Raw genomic sequence first — 17,183 nt, 5'->3', positions numbered from 1 at the left:
CTCGCCGAGATGTTCGAGGAAACCTCCACTGGACTACCAGTGCGTGCTGGCAACCTCACTTTGTGGGCGCGCGGAAACGCCCGGTGAGGAAAGGAAAAACCTGCTGCAGGCCTACGAGCAGGCGATCCCGTCGATGAGCACGGCCATGTGCCTGGCCATCGACCCCGACCTGCTGCGCACCGTCGAGGCGATGAGCACCGGTTACAAGGTGCGCGGCGGCGCGGAGAGCAAGGGCGAGACCGAGGCGAAGCTGTGGCTGGACCGGCTCAAGCTCGCCGTCACTGGCCGTTGTGTCGTGGCGCTGCCGTACGCCGACGCCGATCTCGTGGCGTTGAACAGGGCGAAGCTCGGCACCATGCGCTCGCTCGCGGTGACGGACGGCCCCAAGCTCATCCAGGACGTCCTGTCCGTGCAGCCGCTGCCCGACCTGGTGTGGCCGGAGGACGGCGTGCTGGACCAGTCGACGTTCGACGAGCTGGTCACCCCGCAGCCGGACAAGCACTACGCCGGCGTGAAGTCGGTCCTGCTCGATCCGACCGGTCTCGCCGACGCGCCGGGCACCGCGCCGGTCGGCATCAGCGGCGAGCACCCGGTCACCGCCGTGAAGATCGACTCGATGGTCTCGGACGCCCTGCAGGGCAGTGAGTCCCGGCCGCGGACGCTGTCCGGCGTGGCGGCACCGGTCGAGAGCCAGCCGGTGTCCGTGCAGAACGCGCTGGCCGTGCTGGTGTTCCGCGCCGGGTGGCAGGGCGACGGCCGCAACGTGCTGGTCACGCCGCCCCGCCGGTGGCACGCGCCGGTACCGGAGATGACCGAGTTCCTGACCGCGGCCCAGAAGCTGCTCGCAGGCGGCTACGCGACCCAGACAGGGCTCGAGGAACTGACCACGGCCACCCCGTCGGTGACGAACGCCAAGATCACCTACCCGGCGGAGGCCGGTGCCAGGGAGATCTCGTCGGTCATCGCGGACTCCGTGACGACCCAGAGCGTGCAGCTCAACGGCCTGGTCGCAGCCATGCAGCAGGAGGACAGCGAGCACGCCTCGCCCGCCGACCTGGCCGACCCGCTGTGGCTCGGCCTGCTGCGCGCGATGTCCGGCGCGTGGCGGTCGAACGAGCAGGGCGCCCGTGCCGCGGCCGAGATCAGCCAGAGCGAGCTGAACGCGCTGACCGGCATGGTCGGCGTGACGCAGCCGAACAGCCCGATCCTGCTCGGCTCCGGCGACAGCCCGATCCCGGTCACGATCACGAACAAGCTCGACGTCCGGATGACCGTGCGGATCACGCTGGCCGACACGCCGGGCATCCGGAAGCTCGACCTCCCCGACCAGGTGCTTCCCGCCCGTGGCGAACGCGTCGTGCGGGTCCCGGTCGAGGTGCTGCGCTCCGGCCGGTTCCCCGTCCACGTCCGCCTGACCACTCCCGAGGGCGTCGCTCTGGGTGACACTGTCAAGCTGGAGGTGTCGTCGTCCGCCTACGGCACAATCACGGTGATCATCACCGTGATCGCCGGGATCGCGCTCGTCCTGCTTTCCGGGCGACGCATCTACAAGCGGGTCCGCGCCCGCAACGGCGAGGGCGGCGCACCGTCCATCGAGAACGTCACACCGGAGAAGTCGAGCGCGTGAGCGAGACAGCCACGACCACCGAACCAGAGCAGCAGAAGCAGGCACCGCCCTCAGTGGCCAGGGCCAGCGGCTCGATGGCCATCGCGACCATCGTCAGCCGCGCTTCCGGCCTGCTGTCGAAGGTCCTGCTGATCGCGGTGATCGGCGCCGAGACCCTGGGCGACTCCTACCAGGCGGCGTCGACCCTGCCGACCATGATCAACGAGTTGCTCCTGGGCGGCGTGCTGACCAGCGTGGCGATTCCGCTGCTGGTCCGCGCCGAGAAGGAGGACGGCGACGGCGGCGAGTCGTACGCCCAGTGGCTGATCACCATGGGCACGCTCATCCTCGGCGTCGGCACGGTCCTCGCCATGGCCGGCGCGCCGCTGCTCACGGACGTCTACATCTCCGACTCGCCGGACGCGAACCCCGAACTGGTCACCGCGTTCGCGTACCTGGTGCTGCCGGGCATCGTCTTCTACGGCCTGACCGCACTGCTCAGCGCCGTGTTGAACGCACGGCACGTATTCGGTATCCCCACGTGGCGCCGGTGCTGAACAACGTCGTCGTGATCGTCGTGCTCGTCGTCTACGCGATGCTGCCCGGCGAGATCACCCTCAACCCGGTCCGCATGACCGACACGCACCTGCTGGTGCTCGGTCTCGGCACCGCGCTCGGTGTCGCGGTGCAGGCAGCGGTCCTGTTCCCGGCGCTGCGCAAGACCGGTTTCCGGTTCAAGTGGCGGTTCGGCTGGGACTCACGCCTGTCGGAGTTCGGCGGCCTCGCGTTCTGGGTGCTGCTCTACGTCGGGCTCGGCCTGGCCAGCATGACGGTGCTGACGAACGTGGCGACGAGCGCCAAGGGCACGCTGGTGGCGTTCAACTACCAGTGGTTGATCGCCCAGGTTCCCTACGGCGTGCTCGGCGTTTCGCTGCTCACCGCTCTGATGCCGAAGATGAGCAGGGCGGCCGCGAACAACGACAACGACTCGATCGTGCGCGACCTGTTGTTCGGCAACCGCATGTCGGCGATCTTGCTGATGCCGTTCAGCGCACTGATGACGGTGTCGGGTCTGGCGATCGGTCTCGCTGCCTTCGCCTGGGGGAACTCGGGCGTCGAGGGCGGCACGCGGATCGGTCTCGCGCTCGCGCTCTCGGCGTTCGGTCTCGTGCCGTACGCGATCACGCTGTTGCAGCTGCGGGTCTTCTACGCGATGAAGGACGCCCGCACACCGACGCTGATCCAGGCATTGATCGTGGCGGTTCGCATCGGGCTGCTCTACCTGTTCCTCGCGGTGTCCACGCCGGGCGACGCCGCGCAGCTCGCCGTCGGCGTGTCGCTCGCGATGTCGCTCAGCTTCGTCTTCGGCGCGATCGTCGGTCAGATCTGGCTGCGAGTGCGGCTCGGGCGCCTGCGCACCGGCTTCACCATCTGGACCGTCTGTCTCACCGTGGTCGCCTCGTCGCTCGCCTTCGCGGTGGCCAAGGGCGTGAACATGCTGGTCCAGAACGCGATCGGGTTCGGTGACCCGGTTGTATCCGCTTGGGTCGAGGTCATTCTGGTGACGTTGATCGGTTTGCCGCTCGCGTTCGGCCTTTTGGCCGCGTTCCGGGTACCCGAGATGAAGCCGGCGATCGCCAAGATCAACCGTTTGGTGCGGCGGCGGTGACTCCGGGCTGTGAGCGTCGTCCCGTACCCTCGTGCCCGTGAGTAGCGGAGTTCACGCCGCCCTGGTTCCCGGCGGCGTCATCGGCAATGGCCGATACCGCCTGCTCGCGAAATCCGGAGCTGATGATCGTTCCAACGCCGAACTGTGGCGTGGGCGGGACGGTCAGCTCAACCGGGATGTCGCGCTGACCGTGCTGCTGGGCGATCTGGCGGACAACGAAGCCGCAGCCCGTGCCCGCCGAACGGTCGAACGCGCGATGCACGCGGCGTCGTTCACGCACCCCGGTGTGTCCAGGGTGATCGACGTCCTCACGCCGGGCATCGGCATCCGCCAGGACGAGGGCATCCTCGGCATGGTCGTGGCCGAGTGGACCCAGGGCACCGACCTCATGGACCTCATCGTGGAGGGCCCGCTGCCGGCGGGCGCCGCGACCCGCCTGCTGGAACCGCTGGGTGCCGCCATCGAAGGCGCGCACCACGCCGGTCTCGTGCTGGGCGCCGACCACCCGCAACGCATCCGGGTCACCTCGGACGGCCGCCTGCGCCTCGCGTTCCCCGGTCCTCGGCCGGACGCGATCGCGCGCGACGACGTCAAGGGACTCGGCGCGATCCTGTACCTGCTGCTCACCGGCAGGTGGGCACTGCCGGGCGGTCCGAACGGGGTGCCGGTCGCCCCGACCGGGCCCGACGGGTCCGTGGTCGCACCGAACGCGTTGCACCCGTACCTGCCGCACGAGCTGTCGGCTGTCGCCGTGCGGTCGTTGGAAGACACTTCGGTGGGCGGCATCCGGACGTCCGCGGCGATCCTGCAGGTCCTCGACCAGATCGCGGCGGAGGAAGCCGAGACCGCGCTGATCCCGGCCGTGGCGTCACGCAATGACGACGACCAGGTCGTGTGGACGACGCAGCGCCCGGTGAACGACAAGCAGCAGAAGAAGAAGCTGTGGATCAGCGTCGCGGTGCTCGCCATCGCCACGCTCGCCGTGATCGTGTGGCTGAGCGTGCAGATCGTCGGGTTCTTCAGCGACGAGCCGTCCAAGGGCGGCGGCCCGACCGTGGTGATCAACCAGCCGGGCTCGAACGGCCAGTCCGCGCCCGCGCCCACGCCGGCCGGACCGGTGCAGCCGGGGCAGATCGGCGTCTACGACGTGACGAACCAGCCCGACAACGCGAACCAGGCGAGCCGGGCGGTCGACAACAACGCGAGCACGTTCTGGCGGACCGACAACTACTTCCAGCAGTTCCCGGCACTGAAGCCGGGCATCGGGCTGATGGCGTCGTTCGCGGAGCCGGTGAAGCTGGCCTCCGTCACGATCACCTCGCCGAGCAAGGGCACGCACATCGAGATCAGGGTGGCGTCCTCGCTGGACGCGCCGATCGAGGAGACCAAGGTCATCGGGGTCGCGGACCTGTCGGACGGGCAGACGCAGATCCAGCTCAACGAGCACGAGCCGACCGGTCACGTGCTCATCTGGATCACGCAGCTGACGAACGCCGGCGGAGGCAAGAACCAGTCGGAGATCCGCGAGATCCTCTACACCCGCGCGCAGTGACGTCGACCGCCGAATCGCCTGCGGCGGTTGACCCGAAGGGGTGAGCGGACGACCAGCCTGAACTCACGATCCCGCCCAGATGATCTGTGATCGTCCTCGCTATCCTCCCAACGTGACCGCCGCAGCCAGCTCGGACGCCGATCTCATCTCGGCCCACGCCGCAGGTGACCCCTACGCGTTCTCGGAGCTGGTCAAACGGCACCGTGACCGGATGTGGGCGGTGGCGTTGCGGACGCTGCGAGACCCGGAGGAGGCCGCGGACGCCCTCCAGGAGGCGTTCATCTCGGCCTTCCGGGCGGCGTCGTCGTTCCGCGCGGAGTCACAGGTCACCACCTGGCTTCACCGGATCGTGGTCAACGCGTGCCTCGACCGGATGAGGCGACGACAAACAAGACCGACAGTGCCGCTGCCCGAGGCCGGCCCTGGCGAGCCCGTCGCTCCCCGTGACGCGATGAGCGACCGCGAGACCAGCCTCATGGTGCAGCAAGCGTTGATGGAGCTGCCGGAGGAGCAGCGGGCGCCAATCGTGCTCGTCGACGTCGAGGGCTACTCCGTTGCGGAAACGGCGCAGCTGCTGGGCATCGCGGAAGGCACGGTCAAGAGCCGGTGTGCGCGAGGTCGCGCGAAGCTGGCCAAAGTTCTCGGGCACCTCAGGAACCGAATCGCAGATGCGAACGTCCCAGCTGACGGTGTGAATGTGCAAGAGCAACGTCAGTGGGAGGGCCGATGACCGGCATGGAGCGCGTGCCGATGGGTCCGCCGTGGTCGCTAGACCTCATCGCGGACCTGCACGCGGGCGTGCTGCCCCCTGAGGTCGCCGCACAGCTGCGTCCGCGGGTCGAGGCGGACGCCGAGGCCAGGGAAGTCCTTCAGGCCTTGGACGCCACGCTGGAGGACCTGCAGGCGTTGCCGCCGATCCCCATGCCCGACGACGTGGCCGCACGGATCGACGCCGCTCTCGCTGCCGAGGCCCGTCCCGCCGCGCCCGTCGTGTCGCTGGACGAGGCCCGCAAGCGCCGCAACCGCAGGCTCGGCCTGGGTGGTGGCGTGCTGGTCGCGGCCGCCGCCGCGTTCGGCGTCGTGCTGGCCGTTTCCCCTGGTGGGAAGCAGGCGGACACCCCTGGTGACGCCGCGCCCGCACCGACGTCCAACTCGAACGTGTCCGCGCCGCTCTCCGTGCGGGGCGACAACCTGGGCGCAGCGGTGGGTGACGTGCTCAAGGCGCAGAACTACGGCCCGCTGGAGACCCAGGACCGGCTCGCAGGCTGTCTGCAGGGCGGCGGCATCGCCAGCACGTCGAAGCCGCTCGGCATCAGCCCGATCAACCTCGACGGCAAGGACGCGGTGATGGCGATCCTGCCTGCCGGCGTGGTCGGGCAGTTCCGGCTGGTCGTGCTGGACCCGAAGACCTGCGGACCGGACAAGCCAGAAGGCGTTCTGGCGGACACCACGATCAAGCCGAGGTAGTCGCTCAAGTCACGGAATTAGCTGCACCTACGATCCGTTGAGCCAGTCAGACGACGAGATCGAGGAGTTGCAGACCCGTGAGCGTGCGCAACGTGATCATCATCGGATCGGGGCCCGCCGGCTACACCGCCGCGGTGTACGCCGCACGTGCGCAGCTGGAGCCCCTGGTCTTCGAGGGTTCGCAGTACGGCGGCGCCCTGATGACCACGACCGAGGTCGAGAACTACCCCGGCTTCCGCGACGGCATCATGGGCCCGGAGCTCATGGAGCAGATGCGCGAGCAGGCCCAGCGCTTCGGCGCGGAGCTGCGCGCGGAGGACGTCGAGTCCGTGGAGCTGACCGGTGAGATCAAGAAGGTCGTCGCGAACGGTGTCGAGTACACCGCGAAGGCGGTCATCCTCGCGATGGGCGCGGCGGCGCGGTACCTGAACATCCCCGGTGAGCAGGAGCTGCTCGGCCGCGGTGTGTCGGCCTGTGCCACGTGCGACGGCTTCTTCTTCCGCGACCACGACATCGCGGTGGTCGGCGGTGGCGACACGGCGATGGAGGAAGCGACGTTCCTCACCCGCTTCGCCAAGTCGGTCACGGTCATCCACCGCCGCGAGGAGTTCCGCGCCTCGAAGGTCATGCTCGAGCGCGCCCGCGCCAACGAGAAGATCAAGTGGCAGCTGAACACGCAGGTCACGGACGTGCTGGGTGACGGCACGGTGTCGGGCATCAAGGTCAGGGACACGCAGACCGGCGCCGAGTCCGAGATGCCGGTCACGGGCTTCTTCCTGGCGATCGGCCACGACCCGCGCTCGGCGCTGGTCAAGGGTCAGGTCGACCTCGACGAAGACGGCTACGTCGTGACCAAGGGCAAGACCTCCTTCACGAACCTGGACGGCGTGTTCGCTGCGGGCGACCTCGTCGACCACGAGTACCGCCAGGCCATCACCGCCGCCGGCTCCGGTTGCAGCGCTGCGATCGACGCGGAACGGTGGCTCGCCGAGCACGGCGAGAAGCACGCCGAGATCGCTGCCGAAGCCGTCGGTGGCGGCTACGGCAAGAGCAACTGAAGTTTCTGCGAGTTAGGGAGAGAACATGGCAGGCGCCACCGTCACGGTGACCGACAAGTCGTTCGCGGACGACGTGCTGACCAGCGAGAAGCCCGTGCTGGTCGACTTCTGGGCGACCTGGTGCGGCCCGTGCAAGATGGTTGCGCCGGTGCTGGAGGAGATCGCCGCCGAGCACGGCGAGAAGCTCACCATCGCCAAGGTCGACATCGACGCCAACCCGTCGATCGCCCGTGACTACCAGATCATGTCCGTGCCGACGCTGATCCTGTTCCAGGGCGGCCGTCCGGTGAAGCAGATCGTCGGCGCGAAGCCCAAGGCCGCGCTGCTGAACGACCTGCAGGACGTCATCGGCTGACCAACTGGTCAGATATTCGCGTGCAACGCGCAACGTGACCCGCCCGTCTATCGATAAGACGGGCGGGTCGCGTTTTTGCGTAGCTCGAACGTGATCCAGAAGCCACTGTGAGTAGCCCTGCATCGATCACTAAGCGCAGCAGGGCACAATGAGTGCTTCCCACCTACCGCGCCGACGACGATCGGCGCCCTAGTCGAGCGAGGGTGCATGCAGCTGCTCCGCCGCGGGGACGTCGGAACTGATGTTGCCGAGATCCGGTCGACCCTGACCAGGCTCGGACTGCTTCCGCCGACCGACCCCCAGGCGCCGCCGGTGTTCGACCAGCAGGTCGAGCACGCCGTGCGAGCGTTCCAGCAGCAGCGGGGGCTGATCATCGACGGCATCGTCGGCCCGGCTACCTACCGCGCGCTGCGCGATGCGACGTTCTCACTCGGCGACCGTCCGCTCGCGTTCCTGATGTCGCAGCCGACCACCGGCGACGACGTGCTGATGCTGCAGGAACGCCTGCTGGAGCTCGGCTACGACGCCGGCCGCGCCAACGGCGTGTTCGGCCAGCAGACCGAGCAGGCGCTGAAGAACTTCCAGCGCGACTACGGCCTGATCGTGGACGGCATGTGCGGTCCGGACACCGTGCGCGCGTTGCGTCAGCTTCAGCCGAAGGTCCGCGGTGGCCGTCCGGTGCTGCTGCGCGAGCAGGAGCGGGTCCGCAACGCGGGTTCGCGCCTGTCCGGCAAGCGCATCGTCATCGACCCCGGTCACGGCGGTCAGGACCGCGGCGTGGCCGTGGACGGTGTCTCCGAGGCCGACCTGATGCTGGACCTCGCGCGCCGGCTGGAAGGCAAGATGGCCGCCACCGGCATGGAGGCGCTGCTCACGCGCGGGCCGAACAACTGCCCGGACGAGGCGGAGCGCGCCAGGTTCGCGAACGAGGCCGGTGCCGACCTGATCCTGTCCCTGCACAGCGACGGCAACTCGTCGGCGCACGCGCAGGGCGTGGCGACGTTCCACTACGGCACCGCAACGGCACGTCGTCCACCGTCGGCGAGGCGCTGGCCGGGTTCATCCAGCGCGAGGTCACCGCGCGCACGTCGATGCGGAACTGCGGCTCGCACCCGAAGACGTGGGATCTGCTGCGGCTCACCCGCTGCACGGCCGTCCGTGTCGAGGTGGGCTACCTGACGAACTCCGAGGACCGCGCACGGCTGGCGACTCCCGGGTTCCGCGACATCGTGGCCGAGGGCATCCTCGTGGCCGTGAAGCGGCTCTACCTGCTCGGCAAGGACGACCAGCCGACGGGCACGTTCACGTTCAACGACCTGCTGCGCTACGAGATGGCCAAGGGCTGATCGGCGCTGACGAAAAAGGGCCCCTGCACGGGGCCCTTTTTTTCGTGTGGTCAGACGGGGCGGAAGCTCGGTTCCGCGGTGGAGACGGTGACGCTGTTGAGGAGTCTCTCGAGGGCTGCCTCGACGTCTTCCTTCCACGTGATGGCGCTGCGCAGCTCCAGGCGCAACCGGGGCCAGCGCGGGTGCGGCCGCACGGTCTTGAAGCCGACGCTCGTCAGGAACTCCGCGGGCGTGACGCAACTGCGCTCTTCTTCGTCCGGTCGCATGTCACCGAACGCCTCGACGGCCTTCACGCCGCGACGCGTCAGATCCTTCGCCACGGCCTGGATGAGCACTCGCCCGAGTCCTCCCCCTCGGAACTCCGGGAGGACCTCCAGCGACGTCATGAGGACCGCGTCCGGGCTCACCGGGGACGTGGGGAAGGCGGCGCTGCGTGGAACGGCCGCCGGTGGTGCGTAGAACACCGAACCAGCGGGAATACCGTCGCAGTAGATGATGCGGCCGCACGAACCCCATTCGAGCAGGACGCTGGAGACCCAGGCTTCCTTCTCGAACTCCGTGTCGCCGTACTCCTCGGCTTGTTCACGCAGGTGAGGAGCCACTTCCCAGAACACGCACGTCCTGCTGTGCTTGGAGAGATGCTCCAGGTTGTCCAGCGTGACGCCCACAACGCGTCGCGACACCCCGACCTCCACCCCTCGATACGCACAGTGAACTCCTACGAGGGTAGGCGAATGTGACGGAACCGGGAAGGTACGTGCCCTGAACGGGACGACGGTTACACTCGCTCGGGACGTTTCCCATTCAGGAGTCCCACATGACGATGCCCGGACAGCCCGCGAAGCAGGGCCCCAGAAGCCTTGACCCCCACCTCCGCCGCTACGCAGCGCGCACGGCAGGGATGACGGCGTCGGAGATCCGGGCACTTTTCGCGGTCGCATCGCGTCCTGAGGTCGTGTCACTGGCCGGCGGCATGCCGCACCTGGCCGCGTTGCCGCTGGAGTCGCTGTCCGCGGAGATCGGTCAGCTTGTTGCCACCGAGGGTCTCGTCGCTCTGCAGTACGGCTCGGCGCACGGTGTTCCGTTGCTGCGCGAGCAGATCTGCGACGTGATGGCGATGGAGGGCATCAACGGCCACCCTGACGACGTCGTGGTGACCGTCGGCTCGCAGATGGGCCTCGACATGGTCACCCGGATCTTCTGCGACCCCGGTGACGTGGTGATCGCCGAGGGACCCTCCTACGTGGGCGCTCTCGGGTCGTTCACGGCCTACCAGGCGCACGTCGTGCACGTTCAGATGGACGCTGACGGGCTCGTGCCGTCGTTGCTGCGAGAGGCCCTGGAGGCTTGTCGTCGCGCCGGCCAGCGGGTCAAGTTCCTCTACACGATCCCGAACTTCCACAACCCGGCCGGCGTGACGCTGGCGGTGGCGCGGCGGGCGGAGATCCTGGAGATCTGCCGCTCGTACGGCGTGCTGGTCGTGGAGGACAACCCGTACGGGCTGCTCGGGTTCGACGGTCAGACGTACCCGGCGCTGCGGTCGATGGACCCGGACAACGTCGTGTACCTGGGGTCGTTCTCGAAGACGTTCGCCGCCGGTCTGCGAGTCGGCTGGGTGCTGGCGCCGCACGCGGTGCGCGAGAAGCTGGTGCTGGCGGCCGAGTCGGCCACGCTGTGCCCGCCGACGCTGAACCAGATGATCGTGTCGCGCTATCTGGCCACCCAGGACTGGAAGGGCCAGATCAAGACCTATCGCGAGGCCTACCGGGAACGCCGGGACGCGGCGATCTCCGCGTTGGAACAGCACATGCCGCAAGGTTCCACGTGGAACATTCCCGATGGCGGCTTCTACGTCTGGGTGACGGTGCCCGAGGGCATCGACTCGAAGGCGATGCTGCCCCGCGCCGTGACGGCCCGCGTGGCGTACGCGTCCGGCACCGGTTTCTACGCGGACGGGTTCGGCAGCCGGCAGTTGCGGATCTCGTACTGCTACCCGACCCCTGAGCGCATCCGTGAGGGCGTCCGCCGCCTGGCGAACGTCATCGAGGAAGAGATGCAGCTGCACGCGACCTTCGGGGCGACACCGGGCCGCCGGCTGTCCGGTCCGCAGACCCCGTCGCCCGACACCGCCTGATCCTTGGAGTTTTGCTGTGGCTGACCGCATGGTCGCTGTACTGTCCGGTGGGCTCTCCCACGAACGCGAGGTCTCGATCCGCTCCGGTCGCCGTCTGTCGGCCGCCCTGCGGTCGGTGGGCGTGACCGTGGAGGAGTGGGACGCCGACGCCTCGTTGCTGACACGTCTCCGTGACCACCGTCCGGATGCCGTCGTCGTCGCTCTGCACGGTGGCGAGGGCGAGAACGGCTCGGTGCAGGCGATCCTGGAGATGCTCGGTGTGCCGTACGTGGGCACCGACTCGCGGGCGTGCCGCCGGGCGTGGGACAAACCGACCGCGAAGGCCGAGCTGGCCCGCGCCGGGCTCACGACGCCGGAGTGGGTCGTCCTGCCGCACGCGACGTTCCGCGAGCTGGGTGCCAAGCCGGTGCTCGACGCGATGGTCTCGACGCTGGGGCTGCCGATGATGCTGAAGCCGGACCAGGGCGGGTCCGCTCTGGGTGCCCAGGTCGTCCGGGACGCCGCGGAGTTGCCGCCGGCGATGGTCGGCTGCCTGGCGTACGGCGACACCGTGCTGGCCGAGCAGTTCATCTCCGGGGTCGAGGTGGCCGTCACGGTCATCGACGGTCCGGATGGCCCCACCGCGTTGCCGGCGGTCGAGATCGTCCCGGAGACCGGTGTGTACGACTACACGGCTCGCTACACCGCCGGGCTGACGGACTTCCACTCGCCGGCTCGGTTGGACGCTGCGTCCGCCAAGGCGGTCGGGGAGCTCGCGGTGGCGGCGCACCGGTTGCTCGGACTGCGGGACGTGTCGCGGACCGACGCCGTGGTGGCCGAAGACGGGACCGTCTACTTCCTCGAAGTGAACGTGTCGCCGGGACTGACCGAGACGTCGCTTCTGCCGATGGCCGTCGAGGCGGCGGGGCAGTCGCTGGGCGAGATTTACGCCGGTTTGATCGAGCGCGCTGTCGCTCGTTGATCTCTCCTCATAGGTGACGCCCCGTAGCCATTTCGACTGCGGGGCGTCATCGTCACCGTGACATAAGGCCTGTGGGTGATCCTATGGGCCTACTCCGATGTCCGAATTGTCGTTTCTGGGCTCATCATTCCGATGATCCGCTCAAGATCGTCAACTGACCCGAATTCGACGACGATCCGGCCTTTTCGTTGCCCGAGTTCGACCTTCACGCGGGTGTCGAAGTTGTCCGAGAGCCGTTCGGCGAGCTCCTGCAGACCCGGCGCGTGCATCTGCTTGCGGGGAGCTTGTTTGGGTTTCGCCGGCTTCTCGTTCTTGGCGAGCGTCACCGCTTCCTCGGTCGCGCGGACCGACATGCCCTCCGCAACGATCTTGGCCGCGAGGTCCTCTTGCGCGCCGGCGTCGTCCAGACCGAGCAACGCGCGGGCGTGACCCGCGCTCAGAACGCCCGCCGCCACCCGTCGCTGAACGGGGAGGGGGAGCTTCAGCAGTCGGATGGTGTTCGTGACGACCGGGCGGCTGCGGCCGATGCGGTCCGCGAGCTGCTCGTGCGTGACGCCGAACTCCTCCAGCAGCTGCTGGTAGGCCGCCGCCTCTTCGAGCGGGTTGAGCTGGACGCGGTGGATGTTCTCCAGCAGCGCGTCGCGCAGCATCACGTCGTCGGCGGTCTGCCGCACGATCGCCGGGATGGTCTTGAGACCGGCCTGCTGGGTCGCCCGCCACCGGCGCTCGCCCATGACGAGCTCGTAGGTGTCCGCGGTGAGCTCCCGCACGACGATCGGCTGCATGAGCCCGAACTCCTTGATGGAGAACGAGAGCTCGTCGATCGCATCCTGGTCGAACACCTGGCGCGGCTGCTTGGGGTTGGTCTTGATCGCGGTGACCGCGACCTCCCGGTAGATCGCCCCGGCAACCTCACCGATCGGCTGGGGCTTGACCGCCCCGTTGCCGGCCGCGGCGGGCCGGATGGTGCTGGGCGCACCGGGCGGAGGCCCCTGGGGGATCAATGCGGCCAGGCCGCGCCCAAGTCCACCCTTGCGCTGCTCCGTCATGCGCCCTCCTCCTTGGCCCCACGCACGGCGATCTCCTTTGCGGCGTCGAGGTAGCTCATCGACCCGCGTGAGCCGGGGTCGTACGTCAGCACCGTCTGCCCGAATCCTGGCGCCTCGGAGACCTTCACGCTGCGCGGGATCACCGTCTTGAGCGCAACGTCGCCGAAGTGGCCGCGCACCTCACTGGTCACCTGGTCCGCGAGCTTCGTGCGGCCGTCGTACATCGTGAGGAGGATCGTCGAGATGGCGAGATCCGGGTTGAGGTGCTGCTGCACCAGCTCGATGTTGCGCAGCAGCTGGCTCAGGCCCTCCAGCGCGTAGTACTCGCACTGAATGGGGATCAGCACCTCCTGCGCCGCGACCATCGCGTTGACGGTCAGCAGGCCGAGGCTCGGCGGGCAGTCGATGAAGACGTAGTCGGGCTGCAGCTGGTCGAGCGCCTCGGGGGAGAGCGCCTCCTTGAGCCGCGACTCGCGGGCCACCATCGAGACGAGCTCGATCTCCGCGCCGGCGAGGTCGATCGTCGCGGGCACGCAGAAGAGGTTCGGAGACGTCGGGCTGACCTGAGCCGCCTCGGCGATGGAGATCTCGCCGATCAGCACCTCGTAGACGGACGGCGTGCCGGAGCGGTGCTCAACGGCGAGCGCCGTGCTGGCGTTGCCCTGGGGGTCGAGGTCGATCACGAGCACCTTGAGCCCGTGAATGGCGAGCGCTGCGGCGAGGTTCACCGTGCTCGTCGTCTTGCCGACACCACCCTTCTGGTTGGCGACGGTGATCACCCGGCGGTGAGTCGGCCGGGGGAGAAGTGACTCGTCGGGGTGCAGCACGCTTGCCGCACGAGCCGCCTCTTCTGCAATCGGGGTCCACACCACGGCGCTGTCATCTCCGTTGTTGGTCGGCTTGGCTTTGGGCTTCGGTTTGGGCTCGGTTTCACGTGGAACATCGGCAGATTGGAACTCCGGGTACACGCTCACCGATCCCTCCGCGTCTGGCGCTCGACGATCAGGACCGTCGTCGGCACCTCAAGTACGTCCGCTCCGACGACGACAACCTCGGCGTTCGTGCCCCCAAGCTTGAGCACCGCGGCGCCGTCGCGATCCAGTTCCTCCTGCGCGCGCTCGCCCTTGAGCGCGACCATCCGCCCGCCGCCCTTGAGAAGCGGAAGGCACCACCGCGCCAGCTTCTCCAGGGGAGCCACCGCGCGGGCAGTCACCACGTCGCAGTTCTTCAGCTGTGCCCGGATCGGCGCTTCCTCCGCGCGTCCCCTGAGCACAGTCACGTTGTCGAGCTCGAGCCGGTCTTTGACTTCCTCTAGCCACGCGATCCGCCGCGCCATCGGCTCCAGAAGCGTGATCCTCAGGTCGGGCCGCGCGATGGCCAGCGGCACGCCCGGCAGCCCCGCTCCCGAGCCTACGTCGACCGTCCGGCTGTTCGGCGGGATCACCTGGTGCACCACCGCCGAGTTGAGCACGTGCCGATCCCAAATCTTGTCGACCTCGCGAGGACCGATCAGTCCGCGCTCGACGCCGTGCTCCTCCAGGAGCCGGACGAACTCGGCGGCACGGTCAACGTGCTCACCGAAGACGAGCTTCGCGTTGTCGGGCAATTCCCCGGCCATGTTCTCCGTCCGTGAGCGTTTCACGTGAAACCACGCGGCGGCGACGTTCCGGCGGCCGGTGGAAAAGCTGGCGAATGCCAGGGCACCATCATGACGGATCGACCATGCGCTCTGCCAAATCCTGAGCGCCGTTTCACGTGAAACTTGGGGGAAAGTTGCGTCCAACCATCTACACGGTCTCTCGTCCCGGCCCTGGGACCGTCTCGACGATGTCTCACCCGCCGGGCGGCGCGTTGCTGGAGCCCCATGTTCGGGGACTGTGCCGGCTCGGTGTCGACGTGTTGGTGTCCGCTCAGACCGACTCGGAGCGGGTCGAGTGCGAGTTGTCGGATCAGGCCGACGTGGTCGCGGCGGCCGGGCTGCGGTTCGTGTGCGTGCCCATCGAGGACCGGACGGCACCTCTCGGGCTGGAGGTCGTGGAGCCGGTTCAGGAGCTGCACTCGCTGTACCGGGCTGGAGCTCATGTGGTCTTCCACTGCTGGGCCGGGATCGGACGGTCGTCGTTGTTGGCCGCCCTGTTGCTGGGGATGGACGGGGTGAAGCCCGCGGAGGCTTGGGGACTGATCTCCACGGCTCGCGGATTCCCGGTGCCGGACACGAGGGAGCAGGAGGAGTGGCTGACCGCTTGGTGGGCGTCTCGGGATGGCCGGTTTCACGTGGAACAGTGACGGCCGGGGCGACCCTCACCCGAGACAGCAAACGCCCCTGGTTCCCAGAGGAACCAGGGGCCGTGAGGTGAAGCGGTAACCGTCAGGGCTTGGGGAAGATGATGACCCGCCGCTGCGGCTCCTCACCCTCGCTCTCGCTGTGCACACCGGCGACCGCAGCGACGGCGTCGTGCACGACCTTGCGCTCGAACGGCGTCATCGGGTGCAGGCGAGCCCGCTCACCCGAGGCGAGCACCTTCTCCGCGGTCGAGCGGCCGAGCTCCGCGAGCTCGGCACGGCGGCCCGCGCGCCACTGGGCGATGTCGAGCATCAGACGGGAGCGGACGCCCGTCTCCTGCTGCACGGCCAGGCGGGTGAGTTCCTGGAGCGACTCGAGGACGTTGCCGCGGGGACCGACGAGCTTCGACAGATCCTCACCGCCGTCGATGCTCACGATGGCGCGGCCGCTCTCCACGTCCAGATCGATGTCGCCGTCGTAGTCGAGCAGGTCCAGCAGGCGCTCGAGGTAGTCGCCCGCGATGTCGCCTTCCTGGACGAGCAGGTCCTCGGTCTTGCTCTGCGACTGCGGCTCGGCCTCGTCCGTGGACGACGCCTCCACGTCGTCGGTCGCCTGCAAGGTCTCCGACACGATGTCTCCTCTCCGGGGCAACGCCCGAAATCAGCGGCGCTTCTTGCTGCCCGGCTTCTTGCTGGTGGATCGGCCTGGAGTCAGGCCGGGAATCTCGGTGTTGGAGTTGCCGTTGGTGGCATCCGACGAGTCCTTCGATGCCGGCGACGACGAGCCGCCGGGGCCCGCGGTCGGCATCCGCTTGGCGCCACTGGCGGGCTTCGCGCCCGGTGCGGGCTTCTTCGGGTTCACCGGCTTCGCACCCGGCTTCGGAGCGAGGGCCTGGCGCGTGGTGACCGCCGTGGCCTTCTTCTCCTCTTCCTCGGAGTCGATGCGCTTGTAGACGACGTGCTGCTGGCCGAGGGTCCACGCGTTGTTGGACAGCCAGTACAGCAGGATCGCGACGGGGAAGAAGAAGCCACCGACCAGGACGCCGATCGGGAAGATGTAGAGCGTCAGCTTGTTCATGATGGCCGTCTGCGGGTTGTCCAGCGCGGCCTGGTTCTGGCGCTGCACCGAGTGGCGGGCCGTGAAGTGGGTCGCGATGGACGCCACGATCATCAGCGGCACGGACAGCAGGATGACGTTCAAACGCTCGGTGCCGTACTGCGCGAGCTGGTCGGCCGGCATCGTGATGAACGTCGAGAGGTTGGTGCCGAAGAGCTTGGCGTTGACGAACGAGTCGACGCCCTGCTTGTCGAAGAAGTAGACCTCGCCCCAGCCGGGCTTGAACGAGCGCAGCACGTGGAACAGACCGATGAACACCGGGATCTGCACCAGCATCGGCAGGCAGCCGCCGAGCGGGTTGACGCCGTGCTCGGACTGCAGCTTCTGCATCTCCTGTGCTTGGCGCTGCTTGTCGTTCGGGAACTTCTTCTTGATCTTCTGCATCTCCGGCGCGAACTCCTGCATCTTTCGCATGGAGCGCACCTGGCCGACGAACGGCTTGAAGAGGATGGCGCGGAGGGTGAAGACCAGGAAGATGACGGCCAGCGCCCAGGCGAAGCCGCTCGACTCACCGAAGACCTTGCCGAACACCCAGTGCCAACACCACAAGATGAAGGACACCGGGTAGTAGATGAAGTTGAGCACG

Annotated in this window: 15 protein-coding genes and 2 pseudogenes; 11 read left to right on the top strand and 6 right to left on the bottom strand. The window is 68.2% G+C overall.

Annotated elements, in window-relative coordinates:
- The 8 genes and pseudogenes from FXN61_RS25200 to FXN61_RS25165 form a co-directional block, all read left to right on the top strand.
- Positions 1–1,627: DUF6049 family protein (locus FXN61_RS25200; RefSeq protein ID WP_223165582.1), on the top strand; the 1,627-nt coding region annotated here is incomplete at its 5' end.
- Positions 1,628–1,701: 74 nt separating this feature from the next.
- A pseudogene (murJ, locus tag FXN61_RS25195) lies at positions 1,702–3,275 on the top strand (murein biosynthesis integral membrane protein MurJ).
- A gap of 37 nt (positions 3,276–3,312) precedes the next feature.
- Positions 3,313–4,827 (top strand): protein kinase family protein, encoded by a 1,515-nt coding sequence (locus FXN61_RS25190; RefSeq protein WP_167976508.1) that lies wholly within the window; start codon positions 3,313–3,315, stop codon positions 4,825–4,827.
- Between the two features lie 112 nt (positions 4,828–4,939).
- Complete coding sequence (gene sigM, locus FXN61_RS25185) at positions 4,940–5,557, top strand: RNA polymerase sigma factor SigM (protein ID WP_167976507.1); 618 nt, start codon at positions 4,940–4,942, stop codon at positions 5,555–5,557.
- Positions 5,554–6,294 carry an RsmA family anti-sigma factor gene (locus FXN61_RS25180; RefSeq protein ID WP_167976506.1) on the top strand — a complete coding sequence of 247 codons (741 nt, stop codon included), beginning with the start codon at positions 5,554–5,556 and terminating at the stop codon, positions 6,292–6,294. The genes sigM and FXN61_RS25180 overlap by 4 nt, the downstream gene beginning before the upstream one ends.
- 77 nt (positions 6,295–6,371) lie before the next feature.
- Positions 6,372–7,352, top strand: a complete 981-nt coding sequence (gene trxB / locus FXN61_RS25175) for a thioredoxin-disulfide reductase (protein WP_167976505.1) — start codon at positions 6,372–6,374, stop codon at positions 7,350–7,352.
- Between the two features lie 25 nt (positions 7,353–7,377).
- Entirely contained in the window at positions 7,378–7,707 is a 330-nt protein-coding gene (trxA, locus tag FXN61_RS25170; RefSeq protein ID WP_030465632.1) for a thioredoxin, read from the top strand.
- Between the two features lie 207 nt (positions 7,708–7,914).
- A pseudogene (locus tag FXN61_RS25165) lies at positions 7,915–9,053 on the top strand (N-acetylmuramoyl-L-alanine amidase).
- 50 nt (positions 9,054–9,103) lie between these two features.
- Here FXN61_RS25165 and FXN61_RS25160 read toward each other — a convergent pair.
- Positions 9,104–9,736, bottom strand: coding sequence for a GNAT family N-acetyltransferase (locus tag FXN61_RS25160; protein WP_312877979.1), 633 nt, complete (start codon positions 9,734–9,736; stop codon positions 9,104–9,106).
- A 134-nt stretch (positions 9,737–9,870) separates the two neighbouring features.
- Here FXN61_RS25160 and FXN61_RS25155 point away from each other — a divergent pair, with 134 nt between their 5' ends.
- Together FXN61_RS25155 and FXN61_RS25150 are read left to right on the top strand one after the other, a co-directional pair.
- Positions 9,871–11,187, top strand: coding sequence for an aminotransferase-like domain-containing protein (locus tag FXN61_RS25155; protein WP_167976504.1), 1,317 nt, complete (start codon positions 9,871–9,873; stop codon positions 11,185–11,187).
- A gap of 16 nt (positions 11,188–11,203) precedes the next feature.
- Positions 11,204–12,148 (top strand): D-alanine--D-alanine ligase family protein, encoded by a 945-nt coding sequence (locus FXN61_RS25150; RefSeq protein ID WP_167976503.1) that lies wholly within the window; start codon positions 11,204–11,206, stop codon positions 12,146–12,148.
- An 89-nt stretch (positions 12,149–12,237) separates the two neighbouring features.
- Here the strand turns inward: FXN61_RS25150 and FXN61_RS25145 are convergent, their stop codons facing one another.
- The 3 genes from FXN61_RS25145 to rsmG all read right to left on the bottom strand — a co-directional run bounded on the left by FXN61_RS25145 (position 12,238) and on the right by rsmG (position 14,815).
- On the bottom strand, positions 12,238–13,197 hold the full coding sequence (locus FXN61_RS25145; protein WP_167976502.1) for a ParB/RepB/Spo0J family partition protein: 960 nt from the start codon (positions 13,195–13,197) through the stop codon (positions 12,238–12,240).
- Entirely contained in the window at positions 13,194–14,069 is an 876-nt protein-coding gene (locus FXN61_RS25140) for a ParA family protein (protein WP_167976511.1), read from the bottom strand. The genes FXN61_RS25145 and FXN61_RS25140 overlap by 4 nt, the downstream gene beginning before the upstream one ends.
- A gap of 98 nt (positions 14,070–14,167) precedes the next feature.
- Complete coding sequence (rsmG, locus tag FXN61_RS25135) at positions 14,168–14,815, bottom strand: 16S rRNA (guanine(527)-N(7))-methyltransferase RsmG (RefSeq protein WP_167976512.1); 648 nt, start codon at positions 14,813–14,815, stop codon at positions 14,168–14,170.
- Positions 14,816–15,024: 209 nt separating this feature from the next.
- Between rsmG and FXN61_RS25130 the strand changes: the two genes are divergently transcribed.
- Positions 15,025–15,483, top strand: coding sequence for a protein-tyrosine phosphatase family protein (locus FXN61_RS25130; RefSeq protein WP_223165581.1), 459 nt, complete (start codon positions 15,025–15,027; stop codon positions 15,481–15,483).
- A gap of 82 nt (positions 15,484–15,565) precedes the next feature.
- Here the strand turns inward: FXN61_RS25130 and FXN61_RS25125 are convergent, their stop codons facing one another.
- Both FXN61_RS25125 and yidC read right to left on the bottom strand, forming a co-directional pair.
- Entirely contained in the window at positions 15,566–16,111 is a 546-nt protein-coding gene (locus FXN61_RS25125; RefSeq protein WP_167976500.1) for a Jag family protein, read from the bottom strand.
- Positions 16,112–16,141: 30 nt separating this feature from the next.
- The gene (gene yidC, locus FXN61_RS25120) at positions 16,142–17,182 is read right to left on the bottom strand and encodes a membrane protein insertase YidC (RefSeq protein WP_167976499.1); all 1,041 of its coding nucleotides are present in this window, start codon (positions 17,180–17,182) and stop codon (positions 16,142–16,144) included.
- Position 17,183 lies beyond the last annotated feature (1 nt).

It is taken from the genome of Lentzea indica, from assembly GCF_012184385.1.
Lineage (GTDB): Bacteria > Actinomycetota > Actinomycetes > Mycobacteriales > Pseudonocardiaceae > Lentzea > Lentzea indica.
This window is presented reverse-complemented; position numbering and strand designations above follow the sequence as displayed.